The organism is Flavobacterium gawalongense (genome assembly GCF_007097265.1).
GTDB classification, from domain to species: Bacteria; Bacteroidota; Bacteroidia; order Flavobacteriales; family Flavobacteriaceae; genus Flavobacterium; species Flavobacterium gawalongense.
Map to the genome: position 1 here is coordinate 74,719 of NZ_VJZP01000014.1, position 11,850 is coordinate 86,568.

Annotated in this window: 13 protein-coding genes; 10 read left to right on the plus strand and 3 right to left on the minus strand. The window is 34.7% G+C overall.

Annotation, left to right across the window (positions count from 1 at the left end):
- The 3 genes from FNW38_RS09405 to FNW38_RS09415 all read right to left on the minus strand — a co-directional run bounded on the left by FNW38_RS09405 (position 1) and on the right by FNW38_RS09415 (position 2,418).
- Entirely contained in the window at positions 1 to 1,050 is a 1,050-nt protein-coding gene (locus FNW38_RS09405; protein ID WP_144065023.1) for a DUF3667 domain-containing protein, read from the minus strand.
- Positions 1,051 to 1,083: 33 nt separating this feature from the next.
- On the minus strand, positions 1,084 to 1,857 hold the full coding sequence (locus FNW38_RS09410) for a dienelactone hydrolase family protein (RefSeq protein WP_144065024.1): 774 nt from the start codon (positions 1,855 to 1,857) through the stop codon (positions 1,084 to 1,086).
- A gap of 108 nt (positions 1,858 to 1,965) precedes the next feature.
- Positions 1,966 to 2,418, minus strand: coding sequence for an Lrp/AsnC family transcriptional regulator (locus FNW38_RS09415; RefSeq protein ID WP_143388090.1), 453 nt, complete (start codon positions 2,416 to 2,418; stop codon positions 1,966 to 1,968).
- Positions 2,419 to 2,651: 233 nt separating this feature from the next.
- On the opposite strand from FNW38_RS09415, the gene rocD reads away from it, so the two are divergent.
- The 10 genes from rocD to moaA all read left to right on the plus strand — a co-directional run bounded on the left by rocD (position 2,652) and on the right by moaA (position 11,675).
- Positions 2,652 to 3,902: an ornithine--oxo-acid transaminase gene (rocD, locus tag FNW38_RS09420; RefSeq protein WP_143388091.1), complete on the plus strand. Its 1,251-nt coding sequence runs from the start codon at positions 2,652 to 2,654 to the stop codon at positions 3,900 to 3,902.
- The gene (locus tag FNW38_RS09425) at positions 3,889 to 4,875 is read left to right on the plus strand and encodes an arginase (RefSeq protein ID WP_235890182.1); all 987 of its coding nucleotides are present in this window, start codon (positions 3,889 to 3,891) and stop codon (positions 4,873 to 4,875) included. The genes rocD and FNW38_RS09425 overlap by 14 nt, the downstream gene beginning before the upstream one ends.
- 230 nt (positions 4,876 to 5,105) lie before the next feature.
- Entirely contained in the window at positions 5,106 to 6,278 is a 1,173-nt protein-coding gene (locus tag FNW38_RS09430) for a molybdopterin molybdotransferase MoeA (protein ID WP_143388092.1), read from the plus strand.
- Between the two features lie 161 nt (positions 6,279 to 6,439).
- Complete coding sequence (locus tag FNW38_RS09435; protein ID WP_143388093.1) at positions 6,440 to 7,003, plus strand: molybdenum cofactor guanylyltransferase; 564 nt, start codon at positions 6,440 to 6,442, stop codon at positions 7,001 to 7,003.
- 5 nt (positions 7,004 to 7,008) lie between these two features.
- Positions 7,009 to 7,806, plus strand: coding sequence for a uroporphyrinogen-III C-methyltransferase (cobA, locus tag FNW38_RS09440; protein WP_143388094.1), 798 nt, complete (start codon positions 7,009 to 7,011; stop codon positions 7,804 to 7,806).
- Positions 7,803 to 8,039 (plus strand): MoaD/ThiS family protein, encoded by a 237-nt coding sequence (locus FNW38_RS09445; protein ID WP_143388095.1) that lies wholly within the window; start codon positions 7,803 to 7,805, stop codon positions 8,037 to 8,039. The genes cobA and FNW38_RS09445 overlap by 4 nt, the downstream gene beginning before the upstream one ends.
- Before the next feature lie 22 nt (positions 8,040 to 8,061).
- Positions 8,062 to 9,141: a HesA/MoeB/ThiF family protein gene (gene moeB / locus FNW38_RS09450; RefSeq protein WP_143388096.1), complete on the plus strand. Its 1,080-nt coding sequence runs from the start codon at positions 8,062 to 8,064 to the stop codon at positions 9,139 to 9,141.
- 187 nt (positions 9,142 to 9,328) lie between these two features.
- Positions 9,329 to 9,766, plus strand: coding sequence for a molybdenum cofactor biosynthesis protein MoaE (locus tag FNW38_RS09455; protein WP_143388097.1), 438 nt, complete (start codon positions 9,329 to 9,331; stop codon positions 9,764 to 9,766).
- Positions 9,767 to 10,681 carry a bifunctional molybdenum cofactor biosynthesis protein MoaC/MoaB gene (moaCB, locus tag FNW38_RS09460; protein WP_143388098.1) on the plus strand — a complete coding sequence of 305 codons (915 nt, stop codon included), beginning with the start codon at positions 9,767 to 9,769 and terminating at the stop codon, positions 10,679 to 10,681.
- A complete protein-coding gene (moaA, locus tag FNW38_RS09465) occupies positions 10,668 to 11,675 on the plus strand; it encodes a GTP 3',8-cyclase MoaA (protein WP_143388099.1) in 1,008 nt (335 codons plus the stop codon). Before moaCB ends, moaA begins: the two co-directional genes overlap by 14 nt.
- Positions 11,676 to 11,850 lie beyond the last annotated feature (175 nt).

The window sequence follows — 11,850 nt, forward strand, 5'->3', positions numbered from 1 at the left end:
TTAATGTAAATTAATAAAGGTATAAATGGCAAATAAAGTAAGAATTATAATAAGCATAATGAAATTGATGAAAAACAGGAGGATGCTTTTTATAAAGGAAACAGTTCGTGTTTCACCATAAAATCGATGATGAGCGGGGAAAAAGTAATATAGCATCCAGGAGATTCCTACGAAATTTAAGACTCCGATAATGAAATCAATACCATTCGAATCTCCAAATAAAGGAAGTATTTTAGTGAATAGAAACAGTATTAAAAATACTAACAATAAGAACGAAAAATAATGCAGTGTAAAGATGCCATGATCAAAGTAATACCAACGTTTTTTGTTATGAAAAACCCATAAGAAAAAGGCGAAAAGCGGCATGTAAATGAACAACACTTTTGAGAAATTATTGATGAACGATTCTGTGAATTTTTCAAATAGTTCCTCTTTGTTTTTGTCTTTTACCTCTTGAAATTTTCTATTGATCAAATAACTGAAATCAGATAACTTTTCAGATTCTGGCGCATGCTGTTGTATCGAATCTAATTCCTGAACGGATTTGTAGCCAAAATTTAAAAACTCCTCTTTTTTGCCAGTCTTCGCAATATTGTTTTTAATAGAATCTTTTTTTTTTGTTGAAACTTCGGCATTCAAAATGTTGTCTGAAGTTTTATTCTGGTTTTTTAAACTATCATTTATAGGGTTTGTTATTGGTTCCTTTTCATTAATGTTTACCAGACTGGATTTTTCATTTGGGAAAACGGTTATAAGAAAAAATGTTACAAAACTGATAAAAATATAAAGCCGAACGGGAGCCAAATAGGACAATCGTTTTCCGGAAAGGTATTCCTTTGTTAAAGTCGCAGGTTTGAATAAAAGATTTTTTATGGTTTTCCAAAAAGCATTTTCATAATGCGTTAAGTCTTCAAAAAAATGAATGAACAAATGATGAAATGTTTTTCGGATATCGGTATTTTCTTGCCCACAATTAGGACAGAATCTGTTTTCTACAACATATCTGCAATTTAGACAGGTCTTGTCTTTTCTTAAAACGGTTTTCCCCATAAAAACGTTTTTTAAATTATAATCGAATCTGAATTATTTTTTCAAGACTTCATTTAAGAAAATTTTTAAATGTTCGAAAGAGCGTTTAGCGGCTTTTTCATTGTAGGCGGCTCCTTTAGAATTATCATTTCCAGATTCGGGATCTGTGAAAGAGTGTACCGCATTGGCATAATAAACCATTTGCCAATCGGCTTTTGAATCTCTCATTTCCTGTTGGAAAGCAGTTACTTCTTCTTTTGGTACAAAAGGATCATCTGCACCGTGACAAGCTAAAACTTTAGCAGTAATAGGCTGGGCTGTTCTGGAAACTTCTTTGCCTAAACCCCCATGGAAGGAAACTACTCCTTTTATATTTAGGTTTCCGCGGGCTGCTTCAAGTGCTCCCGTTCCACCAAAACAAAAACCAATCACCACAATATTATCCTTATTTGCTCCAGATTTAATTAATTGTTCTAATGCCAAGGCAATTCGTTTTTGATATGCTGCGAAGTTTGTTTTGTAAAATCCTGCTTTTTGGCCGGCTTCCGCATTGTCTTTCGGGTAATTTCCTGCACCATAAATATCAGCTACAAAAACATAATACCCGAGCTTTGCTAAATTTTCTGCGGTATTTTTAGAATGGTTATCAATACCTTTCCAAGCGGGAAGTATAAGGATTCCTGGTTTTTGTAGACTTTTTTTAATAGGTTGGATTTGAAAACCATTCAAAACCTGAGTCCCATCACTATATTTTACTGGTTTCAGCTGTGCAAAAGTGCCATTTGAAAACAATACGATTCCTAAAATAAATAAGGCTATATTTTTCATAAAGTTTTATTTTTTACACAAATATCTAAATAAATTGTGATTTTTCTGTATAAATAAGCTCTTTTTGACTTTTTTACAACATTAATAGGGGTTAGTTAATTATTTGAATTATAAAGTAATGTTTCGTTTAAAGGCGCAACCCAATTCTATGATAGAATCCGTTTTTGAAATACCCGGAATATTATCAATTTTTTCATAAAGAATTTTTCTCATGTGCTCGTGGTTCTGGGCTACTATTTTGATATAAAGCGTAAAAGAACCGGTAACATAATAGCATTCCGTGATTTCAGGAATGTTTTTTAATTCCTCAATAATTCTGTTTGAATCCTGATCTTTGTTTAAGGTAATGCCCGTAAAAGAAGCCCAGTCGTACCCAATTTTTTTTTCGTTTATAATGGGTTTTATTCCTACCAGAATACCTTGTTCCGTCAATCGATTTACCCGCTGGTGAACCATGGTGTTGGATATTTTTAGAGTAGTAGCAATAGCTGAAAATGCCATACGACCATCTTTTTCTAATTCTTTAATAATATTGATATCGAATTCATCTAATACATCCATGAAATTTATTTTAAATTAAAAAGGTGTTTTTAATAGCTATAAAAGTAATTATTATTTCCCATCTGGTTGAAAGAAAAAATAAAGTGTTTTGTATTGTAAAATGACTTAATTTAGTATAAATAAAAGTGATTATTTATTTTTTAAATAAAAAATTAAGTCAAAAATATCATTTTTTATTGTAAAATAAAAAATATTCGTTATTTTTGTTTCAAAGTTTAAAAAAATAATAAGTTATGGAACAATCACATCAAGCACTTTCTTCAAAATCTGAAGCATTTATAGAAAAAGAAAATAAGTATGGCGCTCATAATTATCATCCTTTACCGGTAGTTTTAGAAAAAGGGGAAGGCGTGTATGTTTGGGACGTAAACGGAAAAAAATATTTTGATTTCTTGTCGGCTTATTCGGCAGTAAATCAAGGGCATTGTCATCCAAAAATTGTAGATGCTATGGTAAAACAAGCACAAACATTGACGTTGACTTCCCGTGCTTTTTATAACGATCAATTAGGACCTTATGAAGAATTTGTAACCAAATATTTTGGTTTCGATAAAGTTTTACCAATGAATACCGGTGCCGAAGCAGTAGAAACAGCTTTGAAACTGTGTAGAAAATGGGCGTATGAAGTAAAAGGAATTCCAGAAAACCAAGCGCAAATCATTGTTTGTGAAAATAATTTTCACGGAAGAACGACTACGATTATTTCGTTTTCGAATGATGAAAATGCACGTAAAAGTTTTGGTCCTTTCACAGCAGGATTCATCAAAATACCTTATGATGATATTGAAGCATTGGAAAACGCTTTAAAATCATCTAAAAACATCGCTGGTTTCTTAGTAGAACCTATTCAGGGAGAAGCCGGAGTTTATGTTCCAGCCGATGGCTATTTGGCGAAAGCCAAATCACTTTGCGAACAATACAATGCCTTATTCATTGCTGATGAAGTACAAACAGGAATTGCACGTACCGGAAAATTATTAGCCGTACATCATGAAAATGTTCAGCCAGACATTTTAATTTTAGGAAAAGCTATTTCGGGTGGCGTTTATCCGGTTTCGGCAGTTTTGGCCAATGATGCGATTATGAATGTCATCAAACCAGGTCAGCACGGTTCTACTTTTGGGGGAAATCCAGTTGCAGGGGCAGTTGCCATTGCAGCACTTGAAGTGGTTCGTGATGAAAATTTAGCAGAAAATGCGGCTCATTTAGGAGTTGTTTTAAGAACTGGACTTAACGAAATTGCGTCCAGAAATTCTCTAATTAAATTGGTTCGTGGTAAAGGATTGCTGAATGCGATTGTTATCGATTGTGATGAAAATTCCGATTTGGCGTGGGATATTTGTATGAAATTCAGCGAATACGGTTTATTGGCGAAACCTACACATGGCAATAAAATACGTTTGGCTCCACCATTAGTGATTACCCAAACTCAAATTCACGAGTGTCTTGCTATTATCGAAAGAGCGCTAAATGATTTCAGATAATTTAATTGTCATGGAAAAAGCAATAAAATTAATCAAAAATCGCTCTGATATTGGTGCCGGAACCAGAGGGTCAGATTTAGGGATTGATGCTATCGAAATAGCGGCTATTAATAGAGACAGCGACTATTTTAATCAATTTGAGTTTGAAGATGTGAAAACGCATAACGAATCCATTTATGATAAAAACCGAAGCACTTCTGCCAAAAGAATAGAACACGTTGTCGAGCAGTGTACCAGAGTTTGTCATGCTGTAAAGAAAAATCTGGAACGGAATTATTTTCCGATTGTTTTATCAGGAGATCATTCCTCAGCATTAGGAACTATAAGCGGTATAAAAGCAGCTTATCCGGAACAGACATTAGGAGTGATTTGGATTGACGCTCATGCTGATTTGCATTCGCCTTATACGTCTCCTTCGGGAAATATTCACGGCATGCCATTGTCGGCGGCTATTGCTGATGATAATTTAAGTTGTCAGAATAATGAAGTGCCTCCCGAAACGCAACAGCATTGGGAGGGTATGAAAAATATAGGCTGTGAAGGTGCTAAAGTGCTGGCCGAAGATATTATTTATTTTGGCGTTCGCGATACTGAAGAAGCCGAAGACAAGCAGATTGAAAAGTTGCATATCAGGAATTATAAAGTTCACGAAGTGCGTTATAGAGGACTTCAAACCTGTGTAGCTGAAGCTTTGACTAAATTATCACATTGTGATGCGATTTATATTTCTTTTGATGTGGATTCCATGGATTGTGATATGATTTCTTATGGGACGGGAACTCCGGTTCCTAAAGGATTTGATCAATACGAAGTAATTGCGATTATTAACCGGATTATCGAAAGTAAAAAGGTGGTTTGTCTCGAAGTTGTGGAAGTAAATCCGCTTTTAGACACTAAAGGAAACAAGATGGCTGAAACTGCTTTTGAGGTTTTGGAGGCTGTTACTTCAACACTTATTTTGCCTATTGAATAACATTTAAACATAGAATTAGTATAAGAAATCCCAAAATCTAGATAGATTTTGGGATTTCTCTTTTACGGATTTTACAGATTTGGCATTGCTTTGTTCGTTTTTTAATAAATAAAACGGCTTAAATCTTTCTATATTCATTTTGCATGCAATTATAGTTAATTGTTGGTTCAACTTGACATATTTACGTATATTTGCAATAAGTATTTTTACTTAGTTTTATTCAAAATTGTATGATACAAGTGGACCAAGCCTTATCGATTATTGCAGAAAATAGTTGCAAGATGCCTATTAGAAAAATTAAAGTGACCAAATCACTTGGTTTTATTTTGGCGGAAGCGATTTATTCTCCAATGGATATGCCGCCTTTCCGCCAATCAGCAATGGATGGGTATGCTTTTACGCATAGTGAATTACAACAGTTTAACGTGGTAAGCACTTCACAGGCTGGTGATTTTTCGAATAAAAAAATAAAGCAAGATCAAGCGATTCGAATATTCACGGGAGCATATGTCCCTGATAATTTGGATACGGTTGTCATGCAGGAACATACTACGGTTAAAAATAAAACGGTTGAAATTACTAAAATGCCCGCCCGTTTTGCTAATGTGAGAAACAAAGGCGAGCAAATAAAAGAAAACGAACTTGTACTTGAAAATAATACGGTGATTACTCCTGCAGCTATCGGTTTTTTAGCTTGTTTGGGAATAACGGAAATAACAGTTTATGCCAAGCCGAAAGTAGCGATTGTTGTTACCGGGAACGAATTGGTAAAAGTTGGAAAAAAATTACCAGAAGGAAAGATTTACGAAAGTAACTCGATTATGCTCGAATCAGCTTTACAGGGTATTGGGATTAAGAAAACAGAAATATTTAGGGTAAAAGATAATTTAAAAGCCACAAAAAGAGTTTTAAAAAGCTGTCTTTCTACTTTTGATGTAGTGCTTGTTTCCGGCGGAATTTCAGTTGGGGATTATGATTTTGTAAAAGAAGCGCTTTTATCAAATGGCGTGGAGGAGTTGTTTTATAAAATTAATCAAAAACCTGGGAAACCATTATTTTTTGGGAAAAAAGACAAAACGATTGTTTTTGCCTTACCTGGAAATCCAGCTTCTACTTTGACTAGTTTTTATATTTATGTTTATCCGGCACTAAAAATAAATATGGGTTTTGAAGTAATTCATTTACCAAAAATTAAAAGAAAAATCAACACTCAATTTGAAAATACATCAGGAAAAACCTTATTTTTGAAAGGGTTGTATGATGATAAAAAAGTTACCATATTAGAAAGTCAAAGTTCAGCCATGTTGAACACTTTTGCGGTAGCAAATGCCTTAATTTATTTGCCTTATGATGTGGTAAATATTGAAAAAGATCAGGAAGTAATGGTTGTACCACTTAATTAATATATTCAGATGTCAAAAATCTTGATGGTGAGTGTGAATTTGATTTTTTATTAAAAGATTAAAAGATTGAAAGATTGAAAGATTGAAAAGAATATTAAAAATTAGAAGATTTTGATGGTTACAAATAATCTTTAAATCTTAAAATAATTAAATTATTTTTTATGCAAGTATCGATTCTTTGTGGAGGAAAAAGTAGCCGAATGCAATCGGAAAAAGGCTTGGTATTATATCAAAACAAACCTTTTATCGAGCATATCATTGAAGCGGTTTTGCCAATATCGAGTAACATTCAATTGATTACCAATACAAACAATTACGATTATTTAGCATACAAGAAAATAAAAGATATAGTAGTTGATAAAGGACCTTTGGGCGGAATATATACGGCGCTGGTTCATTCAGAAACTGAAATGAATTTGATATTGAGTTGCGACATTCCATTAATTTCTACCGAAATACTATTGGAATTGATAGAAAAACATAACTCAAATTTTGATGTTTCTGTTTTTGAAGACACAGACCGGATTCATCCTTTGATAGGAATTTATTCTACAACTATACTGCCTGTTTTAAAAAAGGCAATTGATGATAATGATTTGAAAATGATGCGTTTGCTGTCAAAAGTGGCACATAAATTGATTCGAATTATTGACGAAAAACGTAATCTGTTTAAAAATATAAATTCTGTTGCCGAGTTAAACGAATTGAATACCAATTTATCCTAGTTAAAATGAAAAATTCAAATACACCAAAATTGACAATCGTAGGGGCAGGTCCCGGAGATGTAGAGTTGATCACTTTAAAAGCAATCAAAGCATTGGAAAGTGCTGATGTTGTTTTGTATGATGCGCTTGTAAATTCAGCCTTGTTGCAGTATGCGACCCATGCAGAAATCATTTTTGTTGGAAAGCGTTTTGGTTGTCACGCTTACAGTCAAGATCAAATTAATGAATTGATTGTATCAATGGCAAAGCGTTTTGGTCATGTCGTTCGATTGAAAGGCGGGGATCCATTTGTTTTTGGAAGAGGAAGCGAAGAGATCGAATATGCTCAAAAATTTGATTTAGAAACCGCTATTGTTCCTGGAATTTCATCTGCTTTAGGTGTGCCGGCGTCTAATGGAATAAGTCTGACACAAAGAAGAGTAGCCGAAAGTTTTTGGGTAATTACCGGAACTACTTCGAATCATAAATTATCTAAAGACGTATCTTTGGCTTCTCAATCATCAGCCACCGTGGTTATTTTGATGGGAATGAATAAATTGGACGAAATTATTTCGATTTATCAAAACAACAGAACCGATGATTTGCCGGTTGCCATCATTCAAAATGGAACAAAAGACACGGAGAAAAAAGTGGTTGGAACCATAAGTTCTATTACGAAATTAGTGGAAGAGCAACAACTCTCCTCTCCAGCAATTATTGTCATTGGTGAGGTGGTGAGAAATGCTTCAAAATTAACGACTTATTTTCAAGAAGAATTTTCAGAAGATGAGTTCATTTTTCAAAACTTAAATTTAACGGCATGATCGCAGTAAAATATTTTGGCGCCATAGCTGAAAAAACTAGAAGTCAAGGAGAAGAAATTTCTTTTTCTGATTTACCTTTACATCAATTATTAGCATCATTAGAACAAAAGTACCAATTGAGTCAACTTTCTTTTAGTGTTGCAATTAATCAAAAGATAGTACAGGATACAGCAAATTATATTCTGAAAAGCAATGATATTGTTGCTTTATTACCACCATTTGCTGGAGGATAAATTATAAATTTTCTACTGAATTATGGAAACAGCACGATACAACCGACAAATTATACTTCCTGAAGTAGGCATTAATGGGCAACAAAAACTGCAACAAGCCAAAGTCTTGATCATTGGTGCCGGCGGATTGGGTGCGGCTGTTTTACCTTATTTAGCCGCAGCCGGTATTGGCGAAATTGGTATTATTGACGATGATAGAATTGAAGTGACCAATTTGCAACGCCAGGTAATTTATAAAAGCAGTTCGGTAGGGAAAAGTAAAGTTCTTGAGGCCAAAGAAATGGCTTTGGGACTCAATCCTTCGATAAAAATCAAGGCTATCACCGAAAAATTAGACTCTAAAAATGCAATTTCTTTATTCGAGCAATATGACATTATGGTTGATGCCACGGATAATCTGAATACCAAATATTTGATTAATGATGCGTGTTGCGTAACCAACAAACCGTTTGTTTACGGTTCCATTTATAAATTTGAAGGGCAGGTTTCTATTTTTAATTATGAAAATGGACCTACGTACCGCTGTTTATTTCCTGAGGAGGCCAATGACGTTAGGAACTGTAATGATGCGGGGGTTATGGGAATATCGGTGGGAATCATCGGTATGTTTCAAGCGAATGAAGTATTGAAAATGGTTTTGGGAATAGGGGAGTTGTTGTCTGGTAAATTATTGGTTTATAATATGTTGAATAACGAACAACAGAAGTTTGATTTTTCAAAAACAGACACAAATACTATCAATACTGTAGCTTTCGAAAATAAATATACCTCAGTTGAAAGTACAACTATTGAAATCGGTGCTGCTCTTGCATTGGAACAAATAAATAATCCGGAAGTTGTTTTTCTGGATGTTCGAAATTCAGATGAATATCCAAAAATAACAATCAAAAATGGGCTTCAAATTCCGTTAGACCGTTTAGAAGCAGCTTTGCATCAACTGGATGCTAATGCATCATTGTTTGTTTTTTGCCAATCCGGAATCAGAAGTGAAAAAGCAGTTGAAATTCTTATAAATAATAATTTTAAGAATGCTAAAAGTATTATCGGTGGCGCTAAAGCATTAGATAAAATACTGCATAAAGGAACGGTTTCTGTTTCCTAAAATATAAAATAATATGACTATCCGTATAAATAATACTAAAGAAAAATTTCGCCACGAATTCCACAAATTTGACACGAATTAGTGTTTGATTTTTTATTTCAATATGAAAATTCGTGACAAATTTGTGGAATTCGTGGCTAAAAAAAAACTATAGTCCGCTTAGCGGACATTCATAAAAATAACTATCATGAGTAAGAAAACTGTTTTCATTCAGGGACCCATTTCTTCGGAATTTATAGGGCAGTCGATTGCGAAACACCAATCAAAAAAGACTATTGGTGCGCACAATATTTTTTTGGGTCAAGTCAGAGCCGATGAAATTGATGGTAAAACCGTAGCTGCAATTGATTACACCGCTTACGAAGAAATGGCAGACGAAGCTATGACGTTGATAAGAGAGAAAGCTTTCGCACAATTCGATTTGATTTGCATGCACATTTATCACAGTTTGGGTGTCGTTAAAGCAGGAGAAATCTGTTTGTTTGTCTTTGTTTCGGCAACCAGAAGAAAGCAAGTGTATGAAGCCACGGAAGCGATTGTGAATTGGATTAAAACAGATGTGCCTATTTTTGGTAAAGAAATATTTGAAAACAGTACTTTTACCTGGAAGAAAAACACGTTATAAATGGTTGATATCACACATAAAATAAGTACGCTCCGAACAGCAACAGCAAAGGCAACAGTAGTTGTGAGTCTTCAGGCCACAATTGATGCCGTTGTAAATAATCTGGTTCCAAAAGGAAACGTACTGGAAATGGCAAAAACGGCAGGTCTATTTGCAGTGAAAAATACCCATTTATCCATTCCTGATTGCCATCCTATTCCAATTGAATTTACATCGGTGGAATATGAAATCAACGAATTAAGTATTGATATTATCTTCAAAGTAAAAACGGTTTATAAAACCGGAGTTGAGGTCGAGGCGATGCACGGTGCTTCGATTGTGGCGCTTACGATGTACGATATGCTTAAACCAATTGACAAAAATATAGAAATTTCCACGATTAAATTAATCAATAAAGAAGGTGGAAAATCGTCTTTCAAAAATAGATTTCCATCCGCAATTAAAGCGGCGGTTTTTGTTTGTTCCGATTCTATTTTTGCAGGAGACAAACAAGACCGTTCCGGTAAAATAATCGTTGAAAAACTGGAAGTTTGCGGAGTCGAAACTACGCATTACGAAATCATACCTGATGAAATTGATGTGATTCAAGAGCGAACTAAAGCTTTCGCAAAAGAAAATCAATTAATCATTTTTACTGGTGGAACAGGGCTTTCGCCAAGAGATGTTACACCACAAGCATTGGAACCGTTATTAGAAACCAGAATTCCAGGAATTGAGGAAGCCGTTCGCAATTATGGGCAACAACGCATGCCGTATTCGATGCTTTCCAGAACAGTCGCGGGAACTTTAGGAAATTCGTTGGTATTGGCTTTACCGGGTTCAACCAATGGCGCAAAAGAATCCATGGATGCCATATTTCCTCATGTGCTGCATGTTTTTCATATTTTAAAAGGTAAAAATCATGACACCAAATAATGCTGTTTTAACGGATGATTTTGGACGTAAACACAACTATTTGCGTATTTCCTTAATTGAGAAGTGCAATTTGCGTTGTACCTATTGCATGCCAGCCGATGGAATTGTATTAAGTCCAAAGGCGAGCCTGATGACGGCTGACGAAATTCACGCCATCGCCCAAACATTCGTCAATAATGGTGTTGATAAAATAAGACTTACCGGCGGAGAACCGTTGTTAAGAAAAGATTTTCCTGAAATAATAGCCAAACTGGCTGCGCTTCAAACCGAGATTTCCATTACTACAAACGGAATTCTGATTAACAAACATATTGCTATTTTAAAGCAATTTAACGTCAAAAAAATCAACTTGAGTTTAGATACTTTGGTGGCTTCAAAATTCCATTCCATTACACTTAGAAACCAGTTTCAGAGTGTAATTGATAATTTACACTTATTACTGAATAATGATTTCAAAATCAAAGTAAATGTGGTTTTGATCAAAGGGTTCAATGACGATGAAATCATTGATTTTATTAAACTCACCGAGTTTTTACCGATTTCGATTCGGTTTATAGAATTCATGCCTTTTGCAGGAAATGAGTGGGACAGAAGCAAAATGGTTTCTCAAAATGAAATTCTGGATCAGGTGCAACATCATTTCTCTGAATCGGATTTAGAGAAATTGGAAGACGATAAAAACTTTACCGCTAGGGAATTCAAAATAAAGAACTATTTGGGAAGCTTTGGTATCATCAGTTCGATAACCAATCCTTTTTGTGATGGCTGTAATAGAATTCGCCTTACGGCCAATGGAAAAATAAAAAACTGTCTGTTCTCCAACTCCGAAACAGATTTACTGACACCTTTCAGAAATGGCGAAGCGATAGAAGACTTGATTGCTTTTGCCATTAAAAACAAAAAGAAAGTAAGAGCAGGAATGACTACTATCGAGGACGTAAACAATCCCGCTTTGAATCAAGATAACCGCAGCATGATTGCTATTGGCGGTTAATATCCCACTTTTTTTTAGGAGCTAATCCCGTCATTCATTACAACCCATTTGGTCTCAAACCCTTTTTCTAGGCGCCGGCAGGAGCTTCTCCCGAAGTGTCCTATCGTGTGGACACATCTTTATGTAAATTCCACCCCTCGGTCAACGATTTAAAGCTTTTTAAACCCAACCATAG